At 64.8% G+C, this 25,181-nt stretch carries 26 protein-coding genes; 14 read left to right on the top strand and 12 right to left on the bottom strand.

From position 1 onward, the window contains the following. Position 1: 1 nt before the first annotated feature. Positions 2-823, bottom strand: coding sequence for a FadR/GntR family transcriptional regulator (locus ACLQI9_RS11325; protein WP_442391686.1), 822 nt, complete (start codon positions 821-823; stop codon positions 2-4). 191 nt (positions 824-1,014) lie between these two features. On the opposite strand from ACLQI9_RS11325, the gene ACLQI9_RS11320 reads away from it, so the two are divergent. Further along, a complete protein-coding gene (locus ACLQI9_RS11320) occupies positions 1,015-3,414 on the top strand; it encodes a CoA transferase (protein ID WP_442379167.1) in 2,400 nt (799 codons plus the stop codon). A 66-nt stretch (positions 3,415-3,480) separates the two neighbouring features. Further along, on the top strand, positions 3,481-3,672 hold the full coding sequence (locus ACLQI9_RS11315; protein ID WP_442379177.1) for a ferredoxin: 192 nt from the start codon (positions 3,481-3,483) through the stop codon (positions 3,670-3,672). Between the two features lie 5 nt (positions 3,673-3,677). Here ACLQI9_RS11315 and ACLQI9_RS11310 read toward each other — a convergent pair whose 3' ends face one another. Next, positions 3,678-4,913 carry a cytochrome P450 gene (locus ACLQI9_RS11310; protein WP_442379165.1) on the bottom strand — a complete coding sequence of 412 codons (1,236 nt, stop codon included), beginning with the start codon at positions 4,911-4,913 and terminating at the stop codon, positions 3,678-3,680. 139 nt (positions 4,914-5,052) lie between these two features. Between ACLQI9_RS11310 and ACLQI9_RS11305 the strand changes: the two genes are divergently transcribed. The 6 genes from ACLQI9_RS11305 (at position 5,053) to ACLQI9_RS11280 (ending at position 9,891) form a co-directional block, all read left to right on the top strand. After that, entirely contained in the window at positions 5,053-6,228 is a 1,176-nt protein-coding gene (locus tag ACLQI9_RS11305) for a Rieske 2Fe-2S domain-containing protein (RefSeq protein ID WP_442379163.1), read from the top strand. Next, the gene (locus ACLQI9_RS11300) at positions 6,228-7,838 is read left to right on the top strand and encodes an AMP-binding protein (protein WP_442379161.1); all 1,611 of its coding nucleotides are present in this window, start codon (positions 6,228-6,230) and stop codon (positions 7,836-7,838) included. Before ACLQI9_RS11305 ends, ACLQI9_RS11300 begins: the two co-directional genes overlap by 1 nt. Positions 7,839-7,854: 16 nt before the next feature. After that, the gene (locus tag ACLQI9_RS11295) at positions 7,855-8,280 is read left to right on the top strand and encodes a nuclear transport factor 2 family protein (protein ID WP_442379159.1); all 426 of its coding nucleotides are present in this window, start codon (positions 7,855-7,857) and stop codon (positions 8,278-8,280) included. 71 nt (positions 8,281-8,351) lie between these two features. Next, the gene (locus ACLQI9_RS11290) at positions 8,352-8,825 is read left to right on the top strand and encodes an FAS1-like dehydratase domain-containing protein (protein WP_442379175.1); all 474 of its coding nucleotides are present in this window, start codon (positions 8,352-8,354) and stop codon (positions 8,823-8,825) included. Next, positions 8,822-9,259: a MaoC family dehydratase gene (locus tag ACLQI9_RS11285; protein ID WP_442379157.1), complete on the top strand. Its 438-nt coding sequence runs from the start codon at positions 8,822-8,824 to the stop codon at positions 9,257-9,259. The genes ACLQI9_RS11290 and ACLQI9_RS11285 overlap by 4 nt, the downstream gene beginning before the upstream one ends. A 5-nt stretch (positions 9,260-9,264) precedes the next feature. Beyond that, complete coding sequence (locus ACLQI9_RS11280; RefSeq protein WP_442379156.1) at positions 9,265-9,891, top strand: maleylpyruvate isomerase family mycothiol-dependent enzyme; 627 nt, start codon at positions 9,265-9,267, stop codon at positions 9,889-9,891. Between the two features lie 116 nt (positions 9,892-10,007). Here ACLQI9_RS11280 and ACLQI9_RS11275 read toward each other — a convergent pair whose 3' ends face one another. Further along, positions 10,008-10,661, bottom strand: a complete 654-nt coding sequence (locus ACLQI9_RS11275) for a Bax inhibitor-1/YccA family protein (RefSeq protein ID WP_442379154.1) — start codon at positions 10,659-10,661, stop codon at positions 10,008-10,010. A 385-nt stretch (positions 10,662-11,046) separates the two neighbouring features. Between ACLQI9_RS11275 and ACLQI9_RS11270 the strand changes: the two genes are divergently transcribed. Beyond that, positions 11,047-11,340 (top strand): hypothetical protein, encoded by a 294-nt coding sequence (locus ACLQI9_RS11270; RefSeq protein ID WP_442379152.1) that lies wholly within the window; start codon positions 11,047-11,049, stop codon positions 11,338-11,340. Between the two features lie 88 nt (positions 11,341-11,428). Here the strand turns inward: ACLQI9_RS11270 and ACLQI9_RS11265 are convergent, their stop codons facing one another. Beyond that, positions 11,429-12,901, bottom strand: coding sequence for an aldehyde dehydrogenase (locus ACLQI9_RS11265; protein ID WP_442379150.1), 1,473 nt, complete (start codon positions 12,899-12,901; stop codon positions 11,429-11,431). Between the two features lie 236 nt (positions 12,902-13,137). On the opposite strand from ACLQI9_RS11265, the gene ACLQI9_RS11260 reads away from it, so the two are divergent. Further along, on the top strand, positions 13,138-14,481 hold the full coding sequence (locus ACLQI9_RS11260; protein WP_442379148.1) for a lipocalin-like domain-containing protein: 1,344 nt from the start codon (positions 13,138-13,140) through the stop codon (positions 14,479-14,481). Here the strand turns inward: ACLQI9_RS11260 and ACLQI9_RS11255 are convergent. Next, positions 14,464-15,630, bottom strand: coding sequence for an aromatic ring-hydroxylating oxygenase subunit alpha (locus ACLQI9_RS11255; protein ID WP_442379146.1), 1,167 nt, complete (start codon positions 15,628-15,630; stop codon positions 14,464-14,466). The two genes, ACLQI9_RS11260 and ACLQI9_RS11255, sit on opposite strands and share 18 nt — an antisense overlap. A 166-nt stretch (positions 15,631-15,796) precedes the next feature. Here ACLQI9_RS11255 and ACLQI9_RS11250 point away from each other — a divergent pair, with 166 nt between their 5' ends. Further along, on the top strand, positions 15,797-16,699 hold the full coding sequence (locus ACLQI9_RS11250) for a tyrosine-type recombinase/integrase (RefSeq protein ID WP_442379144.1): 903 nt from the start codon (positions 15,797-15,799) through the stop codon (positions 16,697-16,699). Next, on the top strand, positions 16,699-16,941 hold the full coding sequence (locus ACLQI9_RS11245; protein WP_442379143.1) for a hypothetical protein: 243 nt from the start codon (positions 16,699-16,701) through the stop codon (positions 16,939-16,941). Before ACLQI9_RS11250 ends, ACLQI9_RS11245 begins: the two co-directional genes overlap by 1 nt. Positions 16,942-17,203: 262 nt before the next feature. Here the strand turns inward: ACLQI9_RS11245 and ACLQI9_RS11240 are convergent, their stop codons facing one another. Further along, on the bottom strand, positions 17,204-17,509 hold the full coding sequence (locus ACLQI9_RS11240) for a hypothetical protein (protein ID WP_442379141.1): 306 nt from the start codon (positions 17,507-17,509) through the stop codon (positions 17,204-17,206). A 521-nt stretch (positions 17,510-18,030) separates the two neighbouring features. On the opposite strand from ACLQI9_RS11240, the gene ACLQI9_RS11235 reads away from it, so the two are divergent. After that, a complete protein-coding gene (locus tag ACLQI9_RS11235; protein ID WP_442379138.1) occupies positions 18,031-18,408 on the top strand; it encodes a hypothetical protein in 378 nt (125 codons plus the stop codon). Then, on the top strand, positions 18,405-18,650 hold the full coding sequence (locus ACLQI9_RS11230) for a hypothetical protein (protein WP_442379136.1): 246 nt from the start codon (positions 18,405-18,407) through the stop codon (positions 18,648-18,650). Before ACLQI9_RS11235 ends, ACLQI9_RS11230 begins: the two co-directional genes overlap by 4 nt. A gap of 341 nt (positions 18,651-18,991) precedes the next feature. Here the strand turns inward: ACLQI9_RS11230 and ACLQI9_RS11225 are convergent, their stop codons facing one another. The 6 genes from ACLQI9_RS11225 to ACLQI9_RS11200 all read right to left on the bottom strand — a co-directional run bounded on the left by ACLQI9_RS11225 (position 18,992) and on the right by ACLQI9_RS11200 (position 25,070). Then, a complete protein-coding gene (locus tag ACLQI9_RS11225) occupies positions 18,992-20,266 on the bottom strand; it encodes a cytochrome P450 (RefSeq protein ID WP_442379134.1) in 1,275 nt (424 codons plus the stop codon). Between the two features lie 39 nt (positions 20,267-20,305). Beyond that, positions 20,306-21,709, bottom strand: a complete 1,404-nt coding sequence (locus ACLQI9_RS11220) for an NAD(P)/FAD-dependent oxidoreductase (RefSeq protein WP_442379132.1) — start codon at positions 21,707-21,709, stop codon at positions 20,306-20,308. Continuing rightward, positions 21,706-21,921 carry a ferredoxin gene (locus ACLQI9_RS11215; protein WP_442379173.1) on the bottom strand — a complete coding sequence of 72 codons (216 nt, stop codon included), beginning with the start codon at positions 21,919-21,921 and terminating at the stop codon, positions 21,706-21,708. The genes ACLQI9_RS11220 and ACLQI9_RS11215 overlap by 4 nt, the downstream gene beginning before the upstream one ends. 218 nt (positions 21,922-22,139) lie before the next feature. Beyond that, a complete protein-coding gene (locus tag ACLQI9_RS11210) occupies positions 22,140-23,156 on the bottom strand; it encodes a hypothetical protein (protein ID WP_442379130.1) in 1,017 nt (338 codons plus the stop codon). A 12-nt stretch (positions 23,157-23,168) separates the two neighbouring features. Continuing rightward, on the bottom strand, positions 23,169-24,488 hold the full coding sequence (locus ACLQI9_RS11205; RefSeq protein WP_442391685.1) for a Dyp-type peroxidase: 1,320 nt from the start codon (positions 24,486-24,488) through the stop codon (positions 23,169-23,171). Positions 24,489-24,509: 21 nt separating this feature from the next. Then, positions 24,510-25,070 (bottom strand): hypothetical protein, encoded by a 561-nt coding sequence (locus tag ACLQI9_RS11200; RefSeq protein WP_442379126.1) that lies wholly within the window; start codon positions 25,068-25,070, stop codon positions 24,510-24,512. Between the last annotated feature and the right edge of the window lie 111 nt (positions 25,071-25,181).

Genomic DNA, 25,181 nt, shown 5'->3' with positions numbered 1-25,181 from the left:
TCTACAGATGGCGGTTGTCCCGCGGGCGCGACAGCGCTTGCGGTGACAACGCATAGATCCGTTGGTCGGGCCCCGCGGCCAACACGTGGCTTTGCGTGTCGGAAAGGTGCCGGGCAGAGATGCGACGTGCCCGGTCGACGTCACCGGCCTCGATCATCTCGGCCAACTTGACGTGGGTGTTGAGCACGGCGCGACGTTTGGCCAGCGAGGGGTAGGTGCCTTTAGCCGCGCTCTCGTCGGCCCATTGCTGTTCGTGACTGGTCCACAACGTCTCCAGGGTGCCGACCACGGCGATGATCGTGCGGTTTCCGCAGCCACGCACGACGGAATCGTGGAATTTACGGCCGATTTCGGTGAATTCGGGTCCGTCCTCCAGATGCGCGGCCATCGCGTCGTTGATCTCTTTGAGCTCGCGGACGATGGTGTCGGCGCGGTCGGGTCGCTGAGCCGCCAATGCCGCGCACGCAGGTTCGAGCTCCAATATCGCCGTCCCCAGATCGGCGACGACAACCGACTCGCTCTGCAACAGCAGACCCAACATGTAGGCGGCGCTGGTCTTTGCCGGAGCGTGCACAACCGCACCGCCACGGTTGCCGCGCCGGACCGACACCAGCCCTTCGGTCTCGAGGATGCGCAGCGCCTCTCGCAGTGAGACCAGGCTGACATTGAACTGCTCGACGAGCATTTCCTGCCGCGGCAGCAAATCGCCGTCGGCCAGTTCGCCGTCGATGATCTGGCGCCGCAACTCATCGGCGACGATCTCGGCGATCCTGGGCGCCGACAAACGGCGTCGGGCCTCGGGGCCAATTCCCAGCGCAGTCATCCGATTCCAGCAGCGAAACGATCGGACAGAGCCGCGGCCGCTGCACCCGCGAACTCCATTAACTGCAATCTTAGCAGTAATGGCATAATAGCCGCGCAGGTCAAGCGCCCGGTTCATCGTCATCGAATCATGACCGGCAAAGTTACTAAGATGGCATAGACAACGACCCCGACGATGTAGACGGATACAGGTTGAGCGACGGGCACGACAGCCGACCGACACCGCTGGACGACGTCCGTGTTGTCGAGGTCAGCGACCGGATCGCCGGCAGTTACTGCGGGAAGCTGCTGGTCGATGCCGGTGCTGAGGTCAGGAAAATCGAACCGCCGCAAGGGGATCCGTTGCGGCGGTTCACTGCCAGCTGCTCGACGGTGCCGGACGGGACGGATTCGCCCCTGTTCGGCTACCTCAATGCCGGCAAGCGCAGCCTGACCTGGGCCGCCGCCGGCCCGCGGTCCGACCGGCGTTTGCACGACGAGCTTGCCGGCGCCGATATCGTCGTGGTGACGGCCACCCGGTCGCAGGCGGCGGGCCTGGGCATCAATCCGCAGCGGTTGCTGGCGGATAATCCGCGGGCCGTCGTCGTCACGATCTCCGACTTCGGCTGGACCGGTCCCTACGCCGACCGTGCCGCCAGCGAATTCACGCTGCAGGCGTGGTCGGGCTTAACCGGTTTCCGCGGCGATCCGGCCGGGCCACCGATCGCGATCGGTGGTGACCTCGGGGAGTACATGGGCGGGGTGTCCGCCGCATTCGGCGCGCTGGCGCTGCGCCGCCGCGTCGAGCGCGGCGGTCCCGGCGAGCACCTGGATTTGTCGATGCTGGAAGCGATCACGCTGATGCAAAGTGGCGAATGGCTGCACTCCCAGCTGTTGCAAGCGCCGCCGGTATCGCGCACGGTCGAAGTGCCGTCGATCGAGCCGGCCAAGGACGGCTACATCGGGATCACCATGGTCACCGGCCAGCAATGGCTCGATTTCGCGGCAATGGTCGACTGCCCCGAGCTGAGCGAGATTCCGCAGCTGAGTTTTCAGATCGGCCGATGGGAATACCGCGACTTCATCCGGGACCGGATCCGTCCCTGGCTGGCCGAACGCACCGTCGAGGAAGTCGTGGAACTCGGGCAGCTGTTCCGGCTGCCGATCGCGGCCTTGGGCAACGGCGCCACGGTCCGGGACACGGCCTACGCGACGGAACGCGGGGCTTTCGTGCGCAACCCGGCGGGCTTTCACCAGCCCCGCACGCCATGGTTGATGTCGCGCTGCCGGTCCGCGTCGCTGCGCAGCGCGCCGTCGCTGGGCGAGGCCGATAACACCCGACCCTGGCCCGAGCGCGAGCAAAGCGTGCCACCAATAGAACCTGGGCTGCCGCTCGAGGGCCTTCGCGTCGTCGACTTGACCGCGTTCTGGGCCGGGCCCGCCGCGACGCACCTGCTCGCGGCTTTCGGCGCCGACGTCGTCAAGGTGGAGTCGATCCAGCGTCCCGACGGCATCCGGTACTCGGGCGGCATGCGCAAAGATGTCGACGACTGGTGGGAGTACGGCTGGGTGTTCCACGCCATGAACACCAACAAGCGTTCGGTAACTCTGGATTTGGGGTCTGACGAAGGCCGTCGGCTGTTCACCGGCTTGGTCGCCGACGCCGACGTGGTGATCGAGAATTTCTCCGCGCGGGTGATGGACCACTTCGGGCTCACCGCGGATGCTTTGTTGGCGGTCAACCCGCGGCTGGTCATGGCCCGGATGCCGGCGTTCGGGCTGGACGGCCCGTGGCGTGACCGCGTTGGTTTCGCGCCCACCATGGAGCAGATCGCCGGGCTTGCTTGGGTCACCGGTTTGCCCGACGGTCCGCCCGTGCCGCCGAGGGGAGCCTGCGATCCGCTGGCCGGCGTGCACGCCGCGTTCGCGGTGCTGGCTGCGCTGAACTTTGCCGAGCGCACCGGAGTCGGCCAGGTCGTCGAACTGCCGATGATCGAAACGGTGTTGAACGCCACCGCAATTCAGCCGATGGAAGCCGAGGTATTCGGGGTGACGCTGAGCCGCCGCGGCAACCGTGGTCATGGCCGTGGCGTCCAGAATCTCTACCGCTGCGCGGGCGACGACGATTGGATTGCCGTCACCGTAGGCACCGACCAGCAGTGGCGCTCGCTTGTTGACCTGATGGGCCGGCCGTCCTGGACGGAGGACCACGGCTACGGCACCGTCGCCGGACGGCGCGAGGGGGGCGACGACATCGATCGTCGGCTGCAGGACTGGTTCGCCGGCCAGGATCTGGGTTGCGCGGTGGAAAACCTTGCCGGCGTGGGCATTCCCGCCGCACCGGTGGTGTCGCCGTCGCTGGTCACCGAGAACCCGCAACTCAATGACCGCGGGTTTCTGGAGCCGCTCGACCATCCGCGCACCGGCCCCGGCCGCTACCCGCGGCCGCCGTTCGCTCCGCTCGACGGACGGCGCACCTGGCTTATGCGTCCGCCGCCGACGCTCGGCGAGCACAATGAAGAGGTACTGCGCGATCTGTGCGGGCTGAATGATCAGGACCTCGCGGGTTTGGCGTCTGCCGGGGTGATCGGAACCCGCCCCAAAGGTCTATAGCGCCCGGCGACGATGCGGGCCGAGCAGCGGCCCGAGGAGGAGCCGGGCAATGAGGAGGTGTATTCAATGCGAGTGATCGTCGACGAGACATTATGTGAGGCAAACGGATTCTGCGAATCGCTGGCGCCGGACGTATTCGAGATCGGGGACTCCGACGTCGTGCACGTTGCGGAGGGCGAAGTTCCGGAGCATTTGGAGATAGATGTGCGCGCCGCGGTCGATCAGTGCCCGAAGGCCGCCTTGCGGATCGCGGACTGAACCGTTCACCGGTCGGTCAGCGTAATGGCCATCTCGTCGTAGATCGACATGTTGGTGGTCAGGTTTGGATAGGTGACCTTGGCCTTGCCGAGGGCGATCCGGTCACCGCGCAACAGCAGTTCGTCGAAGACCGCGCGCAGCTCGGCGCGGGCCAGCATGGCGCCCAGGCAATGGTGCGGGCCGCCACCGCCGAATGCGACATGCGGGTTGGGTTGGCGCGCGATGTCAAAGATAAACGGCTGGTCGAAGACCTCCTCGTCCCGGTTCGCCGAGCGCAGCATGGAGACCACACGATCACCTTTGGGAATGTGCTGACTATCCATCTCGATGTCGACCTTGGCGGTGCGCGTCCAATAAGCCACCGGTGAAGCCCAGCGCAGCACCTCCTCGACGGCGCCAGCCCGCAGTGTCTCTTCTTCGCGATACCGATCGATCTGCTCGGGGTTCGCGACGAATGCCTGCAGCCCGATCGCCAGGGCGTTCTTCGTCGTGTCACTGCCGGCGAATGCCAGTACGAAGAAAAAGAACTCGAGTTCGTTGGCAGCCAGACTGAATTGCTCGCCGTCGTCGCCGGTGATCACCGCCGATGCGAGCGTGCTCCAGATGTCGTCGGTGGGGTTCCGCCGCTTTTCCGCGGTGAGCTCCATCGCGTAGTTGAAGATCCAGCCGAAGAAGTCAACGTCCTGCTCCTGGTTCGGCTGCGACTCGGGTGTCCGCGACTTCAGGATGCGGTCGAGGCAATCGAAGACCCGCGGCCGATCTTCCTCCGGTATGCCGATGATGTCGCCGATAACCGTCATCGGCAGCGCGTCGGCGACATCCTCGATCCAGTCGCCTTCGCCCTTGGCGAGGAGGTCGTCGATCATCCGCGCCGCGCGGGCCCGGATGCCGTCCTCCAGCTTGGCGATCGCTCGCGGGTTGAAGGCGTTGGAGATCAGCTTGCGGCGTTTGTTGAGCCCCGGCGGATCCATGTTGATGATGGTCGGATACGACGAGAACAGGTCGGCGGGCTGGATGAGCGGTCCGTCGGCGGCGGTAAAGGAGTCGGCATCGCGATGCAGGCGGACGGCATGCCGGTGTTTGGTGGCCATCCAAAAGTCCCGTTTAACTGTCTTGGCGACACCCGGCGTCACGCCGTGGCGGAACAGTGGTCGGGTGCCGCGTAACTCGGCGAACAGCTCATCAGGAAAGCCGTTGCGCCACAATGCGAAATCGGACAGGTCGACCGCCGAAGCCGTCATCCGCAACCTCGATTCACTCGGACGCCAAAACCGCGCTGGCGCCGTTGGCTGACCCAACCCTACCGCCACCAACGACCCGCGTTGACGTTCAATGCTTAAAATAGTAAAAATAGACGGGAGTCGTCCACGCGCGGCGAGTATGAAGCGCGGCCGTCTGCCACCTGGCTGGCGCGGGAAATGGACGCAAAAGGAGCAGACAGTGACGGACACGGTTTCGGACTCCTCCATAGATCCGTCCGAACGAGAGTTCGGGGCGAGCGGCATCAGCCTGTCGCCGTACCGATTTCCGACCGGATGGTTCATCGTCGGTTTTGCCTCGGACCTGGCGGCCGGCGAAGTCAAGCGTGTGCACTACTTCGGCGAGGAGCTGGTGCTGTTTCGCACCGAGTCCGGCCAGCTGAACGTGTTGGACGCTTACTGTCAGCACCTTGGCGCCAACATGGGTGTCGGCGGCACGGTGGAGGGGGAGAACATTGTCTGTCCCTGGCACGGGTGGCGGTGGCGCGGTGACGGAACCAATGCGCTGATCCCGTACAGCAAGATCGGCTGTAAGAACAACGTCCGCGTCCGCACCTACCACAGCACGGAGTGGTATGGCTACATGCTGGTCTGGCACGAGCGGCACGGCCGCGCGCCGTACTGGCAACCGCCGGTACTGCCCGAGCTGGAGACCAACGAGTACTACCCGCTGCACCCGCACAGCCGGATGCTCAACCGCGTCAAGGTGCACGCGCAGATGATCATCGAGAACGCCGCCGACCCGTACCACGTCCAGTACGTGCACAAGGCCGCCAACCCCGCGAACACCACATCGTTCGAGGTGTCCGGCTATCACCTACACGCCACGGTCAGCGCTCATTTCGGCGGCGGTCGCGCAACGACCTGGCTGACGCCCGACGGGCCGGTCGACGCCAAGATCATCTACGACAACTACTCGCTGGGGCTGGGTCTCGTCCGTTTCCCCAGCGAACTGGTGGCCACCATCGAGGTCACCGGGCAAACACCCGTCGACGAGGACTACACCGACTACTTCTACACCCAGGCCTCCGTCCGCGAGCCGGGAGACACCGGTGACAAGCCCACCGGCCGTGCCGCCAAGTTCCTTGCGCTGCAACAAGAAGTCATCAAACAGGACTTCTTCACCTGGGAGAACATGAAATACCTGGAGAAGCCGAACCTCGCTCCCGAAGAGGCGCACGACTACGCGGCGCTGCGGCGCTGGGCGCATCGCTTTTACCCAGGTGAAGAACGCTCCTCCGAGGACTTCGGCTACACCGCCAACGGTGATCCTGACCCGGCGGCTGCAGGAGCCTGATGTCCCGCGTGCCGGCTGGGGCGGCACCCGCATGCGACGGAAAGCCCATCGGCCCAGCCGATTTCGGCGTCGATCGGTTCACTGTCACGACAGTACTTGATCGGCGTGCCGAGCAATTCCCCGACCGGGTGATGATGTCCATTGCCGGCATCGAGGTGACCTTCGAGCAGATGCGGCGACGGTCTTGCGCGGCGGCTAATGCCCTGCTGGACTTGGGAATTAGGCCAGGCGATTGCATCGCACTGTTCACCGCCACCTGCCCGGAGTGGGTCTACTTCTGGTTGGGGGCCGGACGTATCGGTGCGGTGGCCGCGGCGGTGAACGCGGCCAACAAAGGCGACTTCCTGTTGCACGCTCTTCGATTGTCACGAGCCAAGGTGGTTGTCACGGACGCTGAGCGACAGTCGCGGGTCGATGAGTTGGCCGATCGGCTGCCCGGGCTGGCGAGCATTGTGGTACACGACGATTCACCCGACGAGGTACTGAATCATGGGGCCGCGGGTACCGGCGGCGAGCACCTCGGCGACGTCGGGGATATCGGGTCGCTGTTCTTCACGTCGGGCACCACCGGGGCATCGAAAGCGGTTGCCACCACCTGGCATTACTTGTTCACCACGGCCGCGACGGTCGCGTCGGCCTGGGGGTTTGGCTCCGGCGAGGTGCTGTGGACGGCGATGCCGTTGTTCCATCTGAGCGCGGCGCCCTCGGTGCTGGCACCGATGCTCGTCGGTGGGACAACCGTGCTGGCGCCGGCCTTTCACCCCGGAAGCGTGTGGGACGAGGTGCGCGCGTGCGGCGCCGTCGGATTCGCCGGTGCCGGCGCCATGGTCTCGATGCTGCTGCGCCAGCCGTCCGACCCACGCGATGTGCAGTTGCCGCTACGGTACATCTCCGCGGCACCGATCGACGCTTCGGTGTATCGCGACATCGAAAAGCGTTACGGGTGCCGAATCGTCACCATGTACGGCATGACCGAGGCCTTTCCGATCGCGGTCAAAAACGTTGCCGACGAAGGCGTGCCCGGAACATCGGGCCGGCCCAATCCCAGTTTCGACGTGCGGATCGTCGACCCGGACGGCGAGCCGCTCCCGGACGGATCGGTGGGGGAGATCGCGTGCCGGCCCCGCTACCCGCACGTCATGAGCGAGGGCTACGTGCATGCTGGCGGTGGTGTCGACCGGCACCCGCCGTGGTTTCGCACCGGAGACCTCGGCGTGCTGGACAGCGACCAGAACCTGACTTACGTGGACCGGGTGAAGGATTCGTTGCGCCGTCGCGGCGAGAACGTCTCGTCGGTCGAAGTCGAGACCGTTGTGATGGGGCATCCGGCGGTGCTCGAAGCCGCAGCGGTCGGCGTGCCCAGCGACCTGGGCGAGGACGACATCCTGCTGGTCGTCACGGTGCGACCGGACTCCGCGCTGGATTACCCGGAGCTGCTGGACTTCTGTAGCGCCCGGATGCCGTACTTCTGTGTGCCGCGATATGTGGAGGTAGTCGACGAGCTGCCGAAGACCATTATCGGGCGGGTTCGCAAGGATATTCTTCGCAGCCGAGGTGTCGGACCCGGCGCCTGGGACCGAGAAAGTCACGGATACATCGTCAGCCGGTGAGACAGGGAGAAAACAGATGGCCATGACCTACCAACAGCAGTACGTACTCGACGGCGCGGCGGGGCGCGATGCCATCCTGAATCTGACCGCACGCCATAACCGATGCTATTCCGACGGTGACCGCACAGGCTGGATCACGACGTTCCGCCACTCTGGTGCCCGTTTCACCCGCGACGGTGAGGAATTCACCGATTTGAGTGCTGCCTTCGACGGCGGCAACCAACGGCTGGCCAGCGTCGATCATGAAATCACCGTCGACGGCATCAACGCGACCCAGCGTTGCGTCGCACTGCTTTTCGCCGTCGGCGAGGACGGCGCTACCAACTTGCGTGCCACCGGAACCTTTCGGGACCAACTCGTCTACGAACGTGGCGGCTGGTACTTCACTTCGCGTGAGCTCGAATGGGATTCGGTGTCGAACGGGCATTCGCTGACGGTGTGACGGAAGCGGCGCCCTAGGTGAAACCCATCAGCTACCGGCTGGCGTTCGGGACCTATGAGGACGCCCTGCGGATGGTCGGTGTGGCATCCGAGCCAAGAACTGCCGGCACCGTGGTCAGTGCGGCCCGGATCCAGATGTTCGCTGCCACGGTCCGTGACGGCAATCCGTCATATTGGGACGCCGAATTCGCCACGCGTACCTGGGGAGGATTGTTGGCGCCGCCCGGGCTGCTGATGGGGTGGCTGACGCCGCCGCCGTGGGAGCCGACCGGGCGACCGCCCGTGTCGGCCATCGCCATCCGGGTGCCGTTGCCCGGGACCACCTTTATCAATGCGGCCAACGAGGCCGAATTTCCGCTGCCCATCGTCGAGGGCGACCTGCTGACCGTCGTCGAGGAAGTCGTGTCGGTCTCACCGGAGAAGCGCACCCGGCTCGGTGTCGGCCATTTCGTCGAGACGTTAGACACCTTCACGCGCCAAGACGGTGCGGTGGTGGCCACAAACCGGAACACCTTGTTTCGCTTCACTCCGAATACGCCGTCATGACCGGGCAGGTGGACTGGGACCGGATCAGTGTTCCGGTGGAATTGCCCGAGGTAGCAGATGAGATCAGTTACCAGCGCGTGGTGATGAACTCCGGAGCGACGTGGGATTACTTCCCGGGCCACTTCGACCCCGCCTACGCCGAAAGCCAACGGCACCCAACGATTTTCGTCAACACCATGCACCTCGCCGGTTTCGCCGACCGCATCGCGACCGATTGGGCCGGGCCGGACAGCCGGGTGGTGCGCCGGAAGTTGAGGCTGGTCGGTTCGATCTATGCCGGCGACACGATGGTGGGACGAGGACGCGTCGTCGCCAAGCGCTGCGACAGCACCGTCGACCCGCCGCGCTACCTGCTCGATTTGCAGATCGACGTGACCAACCAGCGCGGTGAGCTGTGCTGTCCGGTCGAGCTCACCCTGCAGCTACCGGGGTGATCGCGGTGGCTGACGAGTTGGGCCAACGACATCTGGCGGTGTGCCGGCGGTTCGGCGATGCGGTGCGCGCGGCCGATGGAAAATGGCATCGTCGGTCGCCGTGCGATGCGTGGGATGCCAGCGGAGTGCTGGAGCACGTCATCGGTTTTCACGACTTGCTGCTGCTGCGACCGCTGGGGCTCAAGCCCGATCGCCCACGCGAGGATCCACAGATCCGATGGGAGCTGACTTACCGGGCGCTGGAGACGGCGTTCGAACCTGGTAGGCGTCTGTTCGAACGTGTCGTTGAGGTACCGCAGTTACATGCCAACCCGGCGACGAGTTTGGATGCCCGCGCGATGATGCCGAACCTGACCCGTGACGTGTTGGTGCATACCTGGGACCTCGCCCGTGCGGTGGGCGCCGACGACCGGTTGGACGCCGAGTGGTGCGAGCAGTTCTACTCGGCGTTGCCGAGCGATCCTCAGGCGCTGAGCGTTTCCGGGATGTTCGACGCTCCCGTCGCGGTGAGTGACCACGCCGACGTGCAATCGAAGCTTCTTGCCCGGCTGGGCCGTAACCCCGGTTGGCAACCGCACGTACCGCGATTCCCCTGCGTAGCCGAGCCGCAAACAGGCCCTGTCGCCGAATAATCGGGAGACATCCGACGAGGTCGATGTACTAAGCAACGACGATTGGCTGCTGTTGTTTCGTCGTGTGGTGTCGTGTCGTGTCGTGTCGCGTCGCCGATGTGATGGGTCGGCGCTTCTCAGTCTTGGCCCCTGCCCCCGAACAGCTGCAGGAAGAACTGGAACACGTTGAGAGCATCCAGGAAGATCGAAGCGGCGATAAGCGGTGCTGAGTCCATACCTGTCGATCGGCGGAGCCGCTGGAAGTCGACCATAGTGAGACCTGCGAAAACGACCAGCCCCAGAATCGAGTAGATGACCGCGCCGCCGGGAATGTGGACGAAGATCAACACCACGCCGAATCCGATGAGCGCAAGTAGCGCCCAGAAGCCGACACGCGCGAGGCCGGACAGGTCGGTGCGGGTGGCGTAACCGAAGGCGCCGCAGCCGGCGATGAACAGGGCGGTCGCACCGCCGGCCTCCCACAGCGCCTGGGGGTCCGCGTTGGCGTAATAGACCAGTATGGGTGATGTCCCCAGCCCCATCAGTAGCCCGACCCCGAACAACAGTGCCATGCCCAGACCAGCGGAGCTGCGGATGGCGAAACGCATTCCGATCAGGCAGACGAACGCCAGGATGAAGAACACGAAAGCCAAACCATTGCCGAGGTTACGGCCCAGGTAGGCGCCGAGCGCGAATAGGCCGGCGGTTGCGGCCACCGCCCACATGACCTGACCGAAAAGGGTACGGGTCCGATTCTGTACTCCAACTGCGCCGTAATCGGCTGAGCTCATAGCATGTCCGTCCTAAGTTGGGAAAATGGTTTCGGAGGTGCGGTGTTTCGCTTGCCCGGGTTTCGCGATGATGGGCCTCCGTCGATGGCCCGGGCGACAACGTCGGCACCGGGTCGGTGCGTCTTCGAACATTGCTCAGTGTGGCGTATGCCCTTGGAAGCTTAAAAGGTGCAAGGGCCTGATTTGCCAGCAGTGACTTGGGATTTTGGTGTCGGATCACACCGCGCTGTGCGCCGCCACATTGGCGTGGTCGCGACGTTGTCGCACGACACATCGTGATCGGGGCTGACCGGGGCAAGAATGGCGGGTGTAAAGCTCTCGGACTGTGGTGGACCAATGAGAGGAGCTGGCACCCGTCACCAATGTGAAAGGCGAGTCAACTGACATGCAATACGTCCGCCCCTTCGATCCCGACAAGGCCGTCGACGCAGGATTCCCCGGCTTCCGTGCCCAAGTCCTGTCCCACTTGGAGAGCGCGTTGATGATGTCCAGCCACATCAGGGAGGGTGGTTGCGGTCCGGGCTTGCACTACCACCGCAGCGACCAGTTGTATTACCTCATCGAAGGTTTGATGAACATCCAGCTGCGTGACCGAGAAGCACCTGTCAGTGTCGGCGCCGGCCCCAAAGGCCGGAAAACCAAGGGGCCGTGGCGTCGACTTCACCGCGAACGGCGATGACACCACCGGGTCACGGTCCGTATTCAGGCCATCCTGATTGGGTCGAACCGCCGGTGTGCCCATAGCGCTGACAAGCGCCCAGTGGTCGTTAACCGGGCAACGGTGGCATCGCGCCTTTGCTTATCACCGACTGCAGTTCGACATACTCGTGCAGACCCTCCGGGCCGAACTCGCGGCCGATGCCCGATTGCTTGAAACCGCCGAACGGACTGCCGATGTCGAGCGTGTACATGTTGATGCCATAGGTGCCGGCGCGCACGCCCGCGGCGACCTCGAGGCCGTGCGCGACATCGGCGGTCCACACCGATCCGGCCAGACCATAGTCGCTGTCGTTGGCGATGCGGATTGCGTCGTCTTCGTCGCGGTAGGTCAGCACGCTCAACACCGGGCCGAATATCTCCTCCCGCGCAATGCGCATGTCATTCGTCGCGTCGACGAACAGAGTCGGCCGCACGTACCAGCCCCGCTCGCTCGGAGCATCCTCGCCGCCAAGCACAATGCGGGCGCCCTCTTTGACCCCCGACCTGATGTAGTCCTGTACCCGGTGCTGCTGGCGTTGGGCCACCAGCGGTCCGACGTCGGTCGCCTCATCGGCCGGATCACCCACATGCAGACCTGACATCATGTCGGCCAGCGCGTCGACGACTTCGTCGTGACGCCGTTCGCTGACCAGAATGCGAGTCTGCGCCACGCAGGCCTGACCGTTGTTCATCAGACTCGCGCTCTTCAGGCCCTTGACGGTCTTGTCGATATCGGCATCGTCGAGAATGATCGCCGCCGACTTGCCGCCGAGTTCCAGGCTGACGCGCTTCAGCTGCTCGCCGCACAGCCCAGCGATCCGGCGTCCAACGGCACTCGACCCGGTGAACGCGATCTTGTCCACACCTGGATGGCGCACCAGCGCCTCGCCGGCATCCGTGCCCCCGGGGAGCACTGACACCACCCCGTCAGGCAGATCCAGCTGCTCGATCATCTCGGCCAACCACAAAGCATCCAAAGGTGTTTCGGGTGCGGGTTTGACGATGACGGTGCAACCTGCGATCAGGGCGGGAATCAGCTTGGGCATGATCAGGAATTGCGGCACGTTCCACGGCACAATCGCCCCGACCACGCCGACCGGTGCTCGGTGCAGGTGCACCTCGCCGAGCACGCCTTGGCGGCGTTCGGCCCAGGGAAAGTCGCGGGCGACCGCCAGCGCGAGGTGCATCAGCGACACCGCCGCCGTCGCTTGGCCGAGCCGGCTGAAACTTCGTGGAGAACCCATCTCGTCGGTGATCAGGTCGGCCATCTCGTCGAGGTGACCGGAGTAGATGGTCGCGAGCTCTTCCACCTTGCGCATCCGCTCGCTGGGATCCAGTCGGGGCCACGGACCGTGGTCGAACGCCTGTCGTGCGGCGGCAACCGCCGCGTCGACGTCGGCCGGGGCGGCGGCGGGGGCCTCGCCGATCGGCTCCTCGGAATGCGGAGAGATGACCGCTATCCGGTTTCGGCTGGAAGGCTCGCGCCAGTGTCCTCCGATGAAAAGCTGGTCGTAGCAACGGTGGTCACGGGTTTCCGTCATCGGGGCACCACCTCTGGAAAGGGCGACGGCAACTTCGCTATTGATGCTAACATAGTAAAAAAGCCGGGCAGGAGCCTCGGGTCAATAGTGAAGGCCGACGTGAGCGACGAACTTCGGGTGACAACGGACGGCGCCGTTCGGATCGTCACGATCAACCGGCCGAATGTACATCGACAAGGTGCGCGAGTTCCTCGGGGCAGACAAGTACGACGCAATCGATACCCCCGAGGCGTGAGATGAACACCGATTGGCGCAGTTACCCGTTCCGGCTGGTGCACAACGACAGTGCGCTGGATTTCCCCGCCGCCGAAGGCGAACACGCCGACCAGGAGTCCGACACCTGGTTCATCGCCGGTGAGCTGACCGGGGCGACGGGTCGCTCGTTCGCGTTCCTGACCATCTTCAACAAGAACCGCCCGGGCGGGACGGTGGTCGCCGACTTTTACACGATGTCGCTATTCGGCTGCGATACAGGCGAATACGGAACCTACACCGATTACGACATGCCGCCGAAGAACATGAGCCCCGATGCGCGACCGAAGATGTCGATGGCCGAAGGCCACCTCGACATCCGCTACGACAGCAGCGCCGGGCCGGTGGCGTGGACGACGTGCCGCGACGACCACGGAGAACTGCTGCCCTACACCTACCGTGTCAGCCTGTTCGGTGTCGATCAGGCAGATCAGCCGATGGAACTGGACTTGACCGTCACGCCCACCCGCGCGCCGGTGCCGGTCGGCGCAGACGTCCACAATGGGAAGATCGTCTGCTTCGGCCAGCACGACACCTATTCGTATTTTCAGACTGGCATGGCGATGCACGGGACGCTGCGCTGGGGTGAGCTGTACGAACGGGTCAGCGGCAGCGCAGGACACGTCGATCGGCAGTGGTTTCCGAAATACGCCGGCGGCGGGGGAACCGGGGGAGACCCGCGTGCCCGCTCGCACGAATGGCGCACGATCAACCTGGACAACGGCGTGGACATGAGCATCTGGCGGCAGTTCGACCGGACGGATAGCAATGCCCTGCAACCTTTTTCGGGTGTAACGGTGAGTTACCCCGACCCCGCGATGGCTCCGGAGTGCGCGGAGGACGTCGAGGTCACGGTGAGCAGCCACGTGCGATGGCCGGATGCGATCCGGCCGCTGGTGCGGCCACTGGCACCAACTCGGTTCATGCCCGACCGCCACCGACTCCGCTGCCCCACACTGCAACTGGATCTCACTGGTGAGCCTCTGGTGGCTGCGCCGGCGCACGGCCTGCCGATCGAATACATGGAAGGGCCGTATCGCTATCGCGGGACGCTGCGTGGAGAACCGGTCAGCGGCTTCGCATTCTACGAACGCTCGCTGGCGCTCTACCGGGATTGGGAGCTGATCGATGTGCTGGCTGCCACCGTCGAGAATCTCAGCCCGGCCGACCCGGCATTGGTCAGCCTCGTCGACCAGGTCCGGCCGTTGGTGGTGTCGGGCCGTCGTGCAGAAGCGCGAAAGTTGTTGCAAGCCATGCCAGCGTCGAATCAGCCGGGTTGTCCCGATGTCATCGATGCGCTGATCGAGGTGCTATCGGCCGACAGCTGACGACGTCCCCGCGGCAACTGGGCTCCACGATGCCCAGGACATGTGCCGATGCTGCAGCCCAGGTTCGTTGCGGCCGAACAACAGGTGATCGCGGGCGCCGGACTCGAGGTTGGCTTGTAGGCCCGCGACGAGCCGGTAGTCCTCGTCGCGCACGGTGGCATGGGCATAGTCGAAAACGGCCTGGGCGCCGGCTGCCACGGATTCTTCGGAGATGTCCAGCGGCGTCGAATTCTGGTGGACGGTAATGCATCTTCCGGGCGTCTCGCCCGGGTAGATACGGAACAGCTCACCGTTGGCGATGGTCACCGACAGCACGATGTTGGGAAACAGTGCGTAGATCACCACCATGTTCTGGAACGGGTCCCACTGGTCTTCGGGCACATTCTCCAGCGCCAGAATGGAGTTCAGCGGAAAGATCAACCGGTGATGCGGCCCGAACGAATCGAACACCGTGCAGTTGTTGCGTGCAATCGTGGCGAAGGTGTCCCGGTGAACAGTGGCGAAATGGTAATTCTCCGAGAAGGTCTCGACCGCCAGTTTCCAGTTGATCGGCGAGTCGAGGACCTTCTCGCCCAGCGGAGACCATCGCCCGATGCCCCACGAATCGAGTTCCTCGGCCAGCGGACCCAGGTGAGCGGAGACATCCAGACCGGCGGCGGGATCAAGTGCCACCCAAAGGAATCCGGCGAATTCACTAGCCGGCAGCTCGGTCAGGCCGTCTGACTTCACCTGTACGCCGGGAAAGCCTTCCCGCCCCGGTAAACCGACCAACCGACCGGTATCGTCATACGTCCATGCGTGATAGGGGCAGCTGAACCGCTTGGCCTTACCGCAACCGGTGACCACCTGCGACTGCCGATGCAAGCAGACGTTGTTGAACGCCTTGACCGAGCCGGTGGACGTTCTCGTCAGAAGAACGGATCGCCCCATCACGGACTTGGTGCAGTAGGCCCCCGGCTCCGGTAACTCGGATACATAGCCGACCAGCTGCGGGCTGGCCATCAGCATCGCGATGTCCCGCTGGTGGCGCTCGACCGACGTGTACTCGGCCGCGCGAACCGCTTGTTCGGCAGGCGCAAGGTCGGTCGTCTTGTCGCATGCCAGCTTCACGGCACGTCGGGTCAAGTCGATGAGCTGATCACGTTCCATCAGCGGTCCTCCGGAGGCTGAGGTTCTCCTTCACGGTAACTTTATAAACTTAGCAACTACCTCAAGTCGCGGCAAGCCAAAAAACGCCGTTTACCTGCAGATATGCCGATTTTGCCGTAGCATAAGGGTGGTAACTTTACCGTACTGGCCGAGGAGAGGCAGGCATATGGAAATACCCGACCTGGAGGCGCTGCTGGAGAGCTGGCAGCTGGCGATGCAGGCCGAGCGGAAGTCGCCGGCGACCGTCGACAACTATCTGCGCGGCGTCCGGTACTACCTGGGCTGGTGCGGAGAAAGGGGGGATTTTTCCCCCCTTTCACGCACGACGCTGCAACGGTGGGTGACGCACATGCTGGGCAGCGGGCTGGAACCGGCCACCGCGCGCATCCGAGCCCAGGCCGTCCGCCGCTTCGCCACGTGGCTGGCAGACCCGGAGGTGGCCGAGATCGACGCCGACCCGTTCCTGGGGATCAAGCCGCCGAAGCTGGACGCCAAGGTGGTCGAGTCCCTCAGCGAGCACGACCTGAGACTCATGCTCAAGGCGTGCGCCGGGAAGGAGCTGGCCGACCGCCGCGACGAGGCATGCCTGCGGCTGCTGGTGGACACCGGGATGCGCGCGGGGGAGCTGCTGGCGCTGTGCACCTACGACGTCGACCTGGGCGCGGGCCAGCTCGTCATCCGCCGCGGCAAGGGCGGTAAGGGCCGCGTGGTCGGGTTCTCGGCCACCACGGCGGCGGCGCTGGACCGCTACCTGCGGGTCCGCCGCCGTCACCGGCTGGCGTCCACCGCCGCGCTGTGGCTCACCAAGACCGGGAGGAACCGGATGGGTTATGGCGGGCTGCGGTTCGCGCTCAGCGGTCGCGCGCAGGCTGCCGGGGTGCCGGGCTTCCACATCCACAAGCTGCGCCACACCTTCGCGTCGCGGTGGCTGGCCGCGGGCGGCAGCGAGGGTGGGTTGATGGCGACGGCCGGGTGGAGCAGCCGCGACATGATCGACCGCTACAGCAGGGCCACCGCCAGCGAGCGGGCGATGGAGGAGTCGCGGCGGCTCGGGCTGGGAGACCTGTGATGGACCTCGGGCCACGCCGGGGCTGGGTGCCGCCGGTCCGGGTGATCGCCGACCAGCTCATTGCGGACTACCGCGGCGCTGCGATCGAGGAGGCGGGGAACTTGGACGCAGGCCACACGATCAAGTCATGGCAGGAGACAGCGGCAGACCACGGCGAACGGTTCACCGAGGACGATTGGGTGACGCTGGTCCAGGAGCTGGCCCGCCGCTGCGCGGGCTGGGGCGATGATCCGTCGCCATGATTCCGCCCAGGAACCACAGGCGCTGGGACTGGCAGGTCTCGGTGATGGCCGACTCGGGGCTGTCGAGCCAGGCTTGCAGCTGGGCCAGGGTCGTTGGTCCTGTCAACGGCGTCGGCTTGGCCATGCCAACATTCTGTCAAGGATTTCGCTCATCACCGCAGGTCGGGGAGCGTGTCGAGATTGTGTGTGAATCACACGCAATCAGCTGCTCATCCCCCTCGCCATCTCAGCGTCGACTCCCTGCCGGGGGTTGGGGCCAGGCTTACCAGCCGCGGCCGGGGTCCCAGCCGGGGTTCGGGCCGGGGGCACCCGGGCGGCCCGGGTCCCAGCCGCCGGGCCCGTGCCAGTGGCCCGCGTCGCGGGGGTCGCCGTCGTAATAGTTGTCGTCGTGGCAGCGGCCCCAGTCCCAGTTGATACCCCAGCCCGCGTCCCACCCCTCGCCGGGACACCAGTGATAGTCGGGCAACGGCCCGGGGAATGCCTCAGCGACGCTCGCCGCGCCCAGACCCGCAAGTCCTAGACCTGTGGTGATGGCAGTCGCGGCTGCGATTCGTTTGATGTTTTTCACCTGTTCTTCGTACCACGCAGACCCCGGGCCGCCCAGAGCACCCCGCGGAAGGAAACAACCACACCGGGAGGCCGCAGAACGCCAGCCCACGTCCGAACAGGCGAGCGCAAAACGGCGTTTCCCCAGGACGGCGCTGAGCGCGCTCAGCGGGTGCTTTGCGTCGCCGGCATTCCTGCGGATGCGGCCCGATTGCGCCGAATTCGTTGCGATTGCTGATTTTTCAGCGATTTTCTGACGCTTGTCACAGGGCCGGGTAGCCCGTCACATGAGCGTTTGGTGCTTATCACGGGGGTAGTGACTACCTGCTCCGCGCGGGCGCGGCGGGCGCGCGCCCGCAGTTCCAGACCCCCTACCATCGCCGGGCGGGTGCGCTGGCAGGCGGGTGCGACTGACCCTGATGTGGCGAAAACCACTGTGCCACAGTCGAATTCACAGCTCAGCAAACTACCGAGCGAGGCTTGCCGACACTAAACTGGTGGTAGCGACGGCAGGTAGCCGGAGCCAGCAAAGGAGAAGAAGCAATGAACACGACAAACACCTCGCCCGCGACGGTGGTGAACCTGCGCGAGGCGAAGCGCGAGCAGGCGGCGGCCAAGAAGGCTGCATCGCCGAAGCCGGCACCGGCCAAGGCACCGGCCGAGCCAGCGCCGAAGAAGCAGGCGGGTGACAAGACGGCCGTCGCCAAGATCACGTGGAAGAACCTGGGCGAGAAGAACGAGAAGGGCGAGTGCGAGGGTGTTGGCACCGCTGACGGCCGGGAGTACCGGATCATGCGCGACGGTGACGCCTTCAAGGCGACGGTGAAGTTAGGCGGCAAGACCACCGCGCAGGCCGAGGGCGTTTCGGGTAAGACCGCGTGGCAGAAGTGCGTGGCGCACAACAAGGGCGTGGCCGCGTGATCGCGCCACTGCTGGGCGCTCTGGTCGGCAGCTACGTCGGCCGCAGGGTTGGCCGCGCCTACGGCGAGCGTGAAGCCGACCGGCTGGCGTGGCAGATCGCGGAGCAGATGGCCGCACAGCAGGAGGCCGCGCCGCGCTGGCAACCGCCAGCTCGGCCAGCCACGCAGGGTCGCCGGTTCGGTCACGGAACCTTCGTGAGCCATCCGGACGGGACCGTCGAGGACGAGGTGACGAAGCGATGATCGCGATGGCCTTTGCACTTGGCGGCGTCACGCTGGCGGTGAGCGCCGTGATGGTGGGCATCCACCGCGCGCTACGCGGGTAAGCGCCGAACAGAAACGACCCGGCTGGAAGAGACAGCCGGGTCGTTTTTTCAATTGTGGTTGTGCCCTCGACAACGCGGAGCGGGCAAGTTTCCATTCCACGCTGTGGATGACTGTGGCTAACGCCACACTGTGGCGTGCTGTCAACGCCGCCGACTTTAACCAGAACCTGACTTGGCCCGGGCTCAGGCACCGGCACCTCGTCGAAGGTGGCCCGGTTTCTGCCATTCGACGATCTGGAACGCCTTGATGGCGTGTCCCTAGGCGGTGATCTGGTCGATGTTGACCCATAGATGCCTGGGGCCGCGGAAGATCTGGCTGTGCCGGTAGGGCGGCGGGTCGGCGACCAGCGTTGGGTTTTGCACACGCCGGATGAATGTTTCCAGCGCGAGGTTGACCTCCAGACGGGCCAGTGGTCCACCGAGGCAGGTGTGGATACCGCTGCCCCAGCCGAAATGCTCATTGTCGGGACGCTGGGGGTCGAATCGGTTCGGGTGGGCAAACCGTTTAGGGTCGCGGTTGGCGGCGGCATAGACCAGGAGCACCGCGGAACCCTTCGGGATGACGGTCCCGCCGATCGCAATGTCGGCGGTGGCGCTGCGGCTGGGGAAGAGCTGCACCGCCGATTGCAGCCGCTGCACCTCCTCGATAGCGCGGGGGATCAGTTCGGGTCGGCGGCGCACCAGATCCAGCGATCCGGGGTTGCGCAGCATGGTCATAACGCAATTGGCGATGGTGTTGACCGTGGAGTCATGGCCGGCGACCAGGAGCAGCTGAGCATTGGCCACGGCTTCGGCGGGTGGCATCGGCCCGTCTGGTCCGTCATCGTTGACCAGCTGCGACAGCAGCCCGTCGCCGGGCTGCCTGAGGTAGTGCTCGATCAGCTCGCCCAGGTAGTGCGCCAGCGCGGCCTGGCTGGCACGGCCCTTCTGCGCGCGGGCCTGCCCCTCCTCGGTGGCGGCCTCCGGCCCCACATCCAGGCCCGCCAGAAAGTCATAAATCCAGGCGTGAAAGGTAGGTTCGGCCTCGAGCGGAACGCCGAGGATCTTGCAAATCACCGACACCGGCACCGGGTAGGCGTAATTGTCGACAACATCCAGCCGGGTCGCGCCGCTGGTTTTGGCCTTGTCGAGCAGTTCGTTACACAGCCGCACGATGTAGGGCTCCACGTCGGGGATGACATGTGGTGAATGCGGCGGCCCGAAATGGCGCATCACCTGACGGCGGGCCCGATCGTGTTCGGGGGGATCGGACATGAGGATGGTTTTCGCCGGGCCGTAGGCCCGCAAATGCTCCGCGCCGACAGCCGGCTCGGCCTCGCCTACGCGGTGGGCCCCCAGCGGGCTGCGACTGACGTCGGAACTGATCCGGGGATCGTGGGCCAGCGCGAGCAGTTCCCAATAGCCAGTGACGACATAGGTGTCGTCGGCCACCCGGGCCACCGGGGTTTTGCGCAGCTCGTTGAAAAACGGGTACGGATCGGCGCGATTGGCGAATTTCATGGCCTCGGCCCACGCAGTTTCTGCTGCTGTCATGAACACTCCTTTCCGGGAGCACGGCGTCTCGAGCCGGTGTCACGAGGGTTTCGGGCGGAACTCGGCTCCCCGCGACGTGGGGTCATGGCCGGTCAACACCACGTCGGGAATCCCGGTTGGCACCCGCGGATCGGGGAACCGGGCCGGCATCGGGGTCAGATCCCCTGCCTCGTCGTAACCGGGCGGCGGCGGCGGAAACCGCGCTGACCGCTCGATCATCGCCCCGTAGTACTGCAACCATTTACCGTGATTGAAGGTGACCGCACCCACGATGCGGCCCCGACGGCCATACGCGGCGGCGAAGCGGTGATCCGCCGGCGAGCCCTGAGTGAAGACGATCTCATCGCCAAACGAGCACACCCCTACACCCTTGATGTTGACGCCGAACTGGCTGGACCAAAACGCCGGCAACGGCAGGTGCGGGCGGCGTCCGGTCTCCAGGTTGATCATGTTGGTGGCCGCGACCTCAGCGCCCAACACGGCGTTGTCCCAATGCTCCAGGGACAAGAACTGGTAGTCGTAGAGCACATGGGGAGCCCGCGCGACGTCGCCGGCGACGAAAATGTTATCGGTCACCACCCCGTTGATGTCGAAGGCGCGACACCCGGCGTCACAGGCCACCCCCCAAAAACCGGTGGCCAGTTGGGCATCCTCCAGCCACTCGACATTGCGGATCGACCCCAGTGAGGCGACCACCACATCGACATCCAGCGTCGTCCCATCCGAGAGCCGGGCATGCCGAACATGCCCGTCGGTGTCACCCTCCAACGCCTGCACCGAAACCCCGGTGCGCAGATCCACCCCGGCGTCACGCTGCATCTTGGCGGCGATGTCACCGATCACCCCGCCCAAGGCCCCGACCAGCGGCGCGTCGGCGCGCTCGGCGACCGTCACCGGCAAGCCCAGGTCGCAGCAGACGGAGGCGATCTCCGAGCCGATAAAACCCGCCCCGACGATCAGCACTCGCCGCGGATGGGCTTGCAGCGCCGCCTGCAACCGCGCTGCGTCAGCACACGTGCGCAACGTGAACACCCCATTCAAAGCGGCCTCCTCGGGGTTGAACCACGGCCGCGCGCGGACCCCGGTCGCGATCAACAACCGGTTATAGAAAACCTTCTCCCCGGTCGCCAACAACACCTGCCGGTTGGCCCGGTCCAGCCCCGTCGCGGCCACCCCCAGACGCCAGTGGGCGTCGATGGCACGCATCCGCGGCAGCTTGGTGTGATCAGCCGGCACCCAGCCCTTCAGGACCTGCTTGGACAGCGGCGGACGGTCATAGGGCTCGTGCGGCTCGTCGCCAATCAACGTCAGGGAACCGCGGAAACCCTGCTCCCGCAGCGCTTCCGCCGCCCGCAGGCCGGCCAGCGACGCCCCAACGATCACGATTTCGCCCTCTGCCCTGAACGTGGCCACCAAGTCGTCGGCCAGAAATACATGGGTCACTTCGCCGCCGCCTCCTCGGGCGGGTCCAGCTCCACCAGGATCGCCTGCACCGGGCAGGACGCCGCCGCCCGCACCACCCGCTGCCGTTGCGAGTCATCGGGATTGGGGTCGTAGGCCAGCGCCTCCTCACCAAGCAGTTTGAGGACATCCGGAGCCAGCGGCACGCACTGCGCATAGCCCTGACACCGATTCAAATCAACCACGATGCGCACATCCCGCTCCTTGCTCGAGTCACCTTCACGGGCTGGTGGAACCGCCGGCTCCGCAGCACCGAAATCCGGGTTGATGCGTCCGCGGAGGGGACGATACTCGCGTCCGGATGGCCAAGAATTGCCGTTCAACAGCGCACCTCCTATTGGCAGGCGGTCTCCAAGGAAACAGTAAGTGGATCAACGGTGTCTCAGAACTCGAGCCATCTGGACTAATGCGGCTATTTCATGGTGGCGAGGTTGTGCCAGAAAGTTTTTAGGCTGTCGGTGCCGCCGAAGAGGGTCATGAAGTTCGTGGAGTCAACCAAGAGGATGTCACCTGCCCGCTTGCCGGTTGGCGGCATCCACAGCAGGGCATTGAACTCGGTGTTACCCGCTTCGGTGAACGGATGGGGTCGGGTGGTGTCCACGCGCTGGCGTCCCAGCACGTGAACGGAGGCGTTACCGGGGTCGGTGAGTTCGTAGTGCGGCAGGTGGGGGTGCAGGTTGAAGGTGCTGACGTTGTCGAGCAGCCGGAGTGTGTCTAGATCGCGGAAGGCGGTCAGGGGGGCGATGTCTTTGGTGGCGGGGTCGATGGCTGGGCGAAGCCCCCACTTGTTGATCACCGGTACGTCGAGGGCTTTCATGAGTGAGCGCGTGTATTGGCTGAACCGCTGCTGGCGTGGCACCAGGGGGTCGCCGTGATGTTCGAATTCGACTTGGCGTTGTTGGTAATCGTCCGTCGCGCCGACGTCGTGGTGTGGAGCCAACAGTAAACAGGTGCCTTCGCGTTGCAACCACTGCCGGATAGCCTCGATTTCCTCGGGCGCGACTTCCTGCTGGCCGAGAACATGGTCAAGACCGAAGATCAGCAGGGTGTCGGTGTCGGCGAGGACCCGCTCGTCGATGGGAAGCTGGCGACCGGCTTGATCTATCCGCTGGAACACCGCCACAGGGTGCCCAGTCGCTTCACCGGCAACGATCTGGAAAGGCATGGTGGAGCGGTGAAAAAGTTCGAGCGTGCCCGCGATGCCTTGCATGAAGTGGGCGGGGTCGTAGTCCGGTGTTTCATAGGCGGGCCACGCGACGATGCGCACCTCGGTCATCGTGGAGAATCGGTTCTCGATGTCAGCCGGGTCGCGCCCGGCTTCCCACGGATAGCTCCACGCCCAATAAATGCTGATCCGCCGTTGCCCCGGTGTTGCTTTGCGCGGCGTGTGGACCTGGTTGTAGGTGACGGGTGACTCTAGGACGCTCATGATGGTTGCTCCTCAGCTTGCCAGTGTTGTGAGGTACCGCAAGGCATTGAGGCCGGGCAAGAAGAAGTAGGCTCCGCCTGTGGTCGTGGTGAAAGCGGGCAGCCCTTTAAGAACCTTCCGGATGGGCCGATCCGGAATCGTGTAGTCGAGTGTGCCGTCCTGGCTACCAACGATGGGGTCGCGTTCATTACCAAGCTCGTGGAACGACTTGTCATTGATCCATACGTTCTGAGCGAACTCGAACTGACGAACAAGGCTCGCGCAAATGATGAATGCGGCGATACCACGCTCCACACCATCATCGGGCGCATCCACGGGCAGCGCCGGCCCGTAGGTGGCACCCCGACGGATCATCCGATGGCGGTTCATGCTGGCCGCCGTATCGCGCGGGTTGAGCCGACGAACGTGCGACCCCAGCGGGGTGGCGTACCCGTGCGGGTCCATCTCCCCGTAGTTGAAGTCGTTGTTCCGCAAGGGGTCTGCCCCCAACTCCGGATCGTCTCGTTCCGGGGCGAGGACCAGCGGGGCACCGCTTTTCCAGCGGCCCATGAACTTCGCAGCCAACAACTCCTGCCCGTCGGGAGTGTCGGCATGCTCACGTAGGTAGTCGCGCCACAGTCCCACATGTTGTTGCATCCGCCGGTAGGCCATGAAACTGCCGTTGCGCGATAACACCTCGGGCTGCGGCAACGCAGGCGTGAGGCCGGTCTCATCGGGGTAACCCAAGACGAACTCGCCGGGCTTCAAGGGAGCACCCGAACCCGGTGTGGGCTCCTCGCCCGATCCCTCGATCACCGGCTGCGATAACCGATCACGGAACCCGAAATGGTCGTGTGCGTAGTTGAACGGGGGCGTGGCGTTGATGTCCAGGTACGACAACACCCGCACGCCGTCGCAGCGGGCCACCAGCTTGGCATGATCCTGCACCGACCGCTGACGCTGCTCCTCATCGCGGGCGAACAGGATCGCGATGGCGTGCAGGTCATCACCAGCCAGCCGGCCCACCCAGTTGTCCGGATGGTTGCGTCCGGTATCACCGAGAACAGCGGCCCTCGCCACCATCCCTTTCCGGAACTCGTCGGGAAAGGTGGCCAGCGCATCCTCGGACACACCCAGCGCCCGTAGACCGTTGCAGGTGAACGCCAGCGTCACCCACCGCCGGGAAGTGTCCATGGTGGCCACCGCGTCGGCAGCCGATGACACCCGGTCCAGCAGTTCGGTGAGCCACGCCCTGCCACCAGCAGGACTGTCGAAGGTCAAAAACTCATACCGGCCCGTCAGCGCCGGTGTGCGAGTCAGCAGGATGTGTTGAATGTCGTCGAGTTCAAGCACAGCGATTGCCCGCAGCGATCATCACTGCATTTGGTCCAGCATGTCGGAGAACGCCGCCTTAAGCCGAAGCGCCTTCTTGACCTCGTCCGCCGTAACGTACGGGTACTCGCCGTACTCCAGGAAGCTGGGGTACTGGTGTTCGCGCACGTATTTGATAAACGCCGGTGGGTTCTCTTTCCAGTCTTCTGGGAAGCCCTCCAGGTTGGTGAAGACGGTGTCGATACCGGTCGCGGTGAAGATCTGGATCGCATCCTCGGTGTACTTGTCGAAATCGGTGTCAAAGATGCCCTGGTACTGAAAGGTCAAGCCATCGCCGATATCGAAGAGCACCCAGCGCAGGTAATGCAGCCGCAGCGGCGCAAGCACATGGGGGCTGCCCGCAACAGCCTCCTCGATCTTTTTGCCGTGGGCGCGGACGGCCTCTTCACGCCCCTCTTTGACTTTGGCGATGAAAGAAAAGCCGTAACAGGCGGGCGTCCTTGGAAAGACCGGGCCGTAGCGGCCCTGCTCGAGTTCGAAGTACCCTTCCTTCGGGATGGCCATCGCGGCAGGTTTGCTCCAGTCATGATCTGTCGTCGGCATCTTCTTTCTCCGTCCGCTCGCTCCGATGCGCGCGACGCTACGCCCCCCATCTGGGTCTATAAACCCTCTTTCACCGACGCCAACTTCGTGGGCAACGACCGTTCGGCTGCT

It is taken from the genome of Mycobacterium sp., from assembly GCF_052143115.1.
Lineage (GTDB): Bacteria > Actinomycetota > Actinomycetes > Mycobacteriales > Mycobacteriaceae > Mycobacterium.
The sequence above is the reverse complement of the archived record's forward strand: the minus strand, read 5'-3'. Positions and strand labels throughout refer to the sequence as shown.

Bases quoted from the DNA above. Each gene is read 5' to 3' on its own strand.
- ACLQI9_RS11325 (WP_442391686.1), bottom strand. From the start codon at position 823: ATGACTGCGCTGGGAATTGGCCCCGAGGCCCGACGCCGTTTGTCGGCG.
- ACLQI9_RS11315 (WP_442379177.1), top strand. From the start codon at position 3,481: ATGCGAGTGATCGTCGACGAGACATTATGTGAGGCAAACGGATTCTGC.
- ACLQI9_RS11310 (WP_442379165.1), bottom strand. From the start codon at position 4,913: ATGACGGCTTCGGCGGTCGACCTGTCCGATTTCGCATTGTGGCGCAAC.
- ACLQI9_RS11305 (WP_442379163.1), top strand. From the start codon at position 5,053: ATGAAGCGCGGCCGTCTGCCACCTGGCTGGCGCGGGAAATGGACGCAA.
- ACLQI9_RS11300 (WP_442379161.1), top strand. From the start codon at position 6,228: ATGTCCCGCGTGCCGGCTGGGGCGGCACCCGCATGCGACGGAAAGCCC.
- ACLQI9_RS11295 (WP_442379159.1), top strand. From the start codon at position 7,855: ATGGCCATGACCTACCAACAGCAGTACGTACTCGACGGCGCGGCGGGG.
- ACLQI9_RS11290 (WP_442379175.1), top strand. From the start codon at position 8,352: ATGGTCGGTGTGGCATCCGAGCCAAGAACTGCCGGCACCGTGGTCAGT.
- ACLQI9_RS11285 (WP_442379157.1), top strand. From the start codon at position 8,822: ATGACCGGGCAGGTGGACTGGGACCGGATCAGTGTTCCGGTGGAATTG.
- ACLQI9_RS11275 (WP_442379154.1), bottom strand. From the start codon at position 10,661: ATGAGCTCAGCCGATTACGGCGCAGTTGGAGTACAGAATCGGACCCGT.
- ACLQI9_RS11270 (WP_442379152.1), top strand. From the start codon at position 11,047: ATGCAATACGTCCGCCCCTTCGATCCCGACAAGGCCGTCGACGCAGGA.
- ACLQI9_RS11265 (WP_442379150.1), bottom strand. From the start codon at position 12,901: ATGACGGAAACCCGTGACCACCGTTGCTACGACCAGCTTTTCATCGGA.
- ACLQI9_RS11260 (WP_442379148.1), top strand. From the start codon at position 13,138: ATGAACACCGATTGGCGCAGTTACCCGTTCCGGCTGGTGCACAACGAC.
- ACLQI9_RS11255 (WP_442379146.1), bottom strand. From the start codon at position 15,630: ATGGAACGTGATCAGCTCATCGACTTGACCCGACGTGCCGTGAAGCTG.
- ACLQI9_RS11250 (WP_442379144.1), top strand. From the start codon at position 15,797: ATGGAAATACCCGACCTGGAGGCGCTGCTGGAGAGCTGGCAGCTGGCG.
- ACLQI9_RS11245 (WP_442379143.1), top strand. From the start codon at position 16,699: ATGGACCTCGGGCCACGCCGGGGCTGGGTGCCGCCGGTCCGGGTGATC.
- ACLQI9_RS11235 (WP_442379138.1), top strand. From the start codon at position 18,031: ATGAACACGACAAACACCTCGCCCGCGACGGTGGTGAACCTGCGCGAG.
- ACLQI9_RS11225 (WP_442379134.1), bottom strand. From the start codon at position 20,266: ATGACAGCAGCAGAAACTGCGTGGGCCGAGGCCATGAAATTCGCCAAT.
- ACLQI9_RS11210 (WP_442379130.1), bottom strand. From the start codon at position 23,156: ATGAGCGTCCTAGAGTCACCCGTCACCTACAACCAGGTCCACACGCCG.
- ACLQI9_RS11200 (WP_442379126.1), bottom strand. From the start codon at position 25,070: ATGCCGACGACAGATCATGACTGGAGCAAACCTGCCGCGATGGCCATC.